General features: G+C 35.9%; 1 protein-coding gene. It reads right to left on the bottom strand.

Annotated elements, in window-relative coordinates:
* Positions 1 to 5: 5 nt before the first annotated feature.
* Positions 6 to 446, bottom strand: a 441-nt coding sequence (locus KH893_RS12260; protein WP_281166335.1) for a CamS family sex pheromone protein, incomplete at its 5' end; no start/stop codon positions are given.

Below are 446 nucleotides of genomic sequence, written 5' to 3'. Positions count from 1 at the left end.
ATATATCAATAACTATACAAGTAAGTAATCTTAAAACTACTGCCGCTGCTGCGACTCAATATAGCCAATAATTGATTCGAGGCATAAACAGAAATCGTTATCGGAATATCTTTAGTAAAGTATTTCGGCCCAATTTCCGAAATATAAGTCGAAAAGGCTTTAATTTCCGAAACTGAATAAAAACTGGTATTAACTGTAATTTTCATCCCAGTTAAAGTCTTATCTTCATAATGTGCCTGAGCAGTAGCAGAAGAAATGGTTGGGAAAAAGCTTTCAATATCATCTTCGAAATTAACAAAATCAGTATTATCCTGGCTGCCAACACTTCCCGTTGTGGCATCTTGTTCAGGGAAAATAAGATTCTGAATATCTAAATTATGCCATTCACTAATTTTGCTGCCGGACTTGGACTCGTAATAAGCATATGGAACACCGCCCACCAAAGA

Source organism: Liquorilactobacillus sicerae (assembly GCF_029916425.1).
Taxonomy (GTDB): Bacteria; Bacillota; Bacilli; order Lactobacillales; family Lactobacillaceae; genus Liquorilactobacillus; species Liquorilactobacillus sicerae.
Note: the sequence above shows the minus strand (reverse complement) of the source record. Positions and strands in the feature narration are given on the sequence as shown.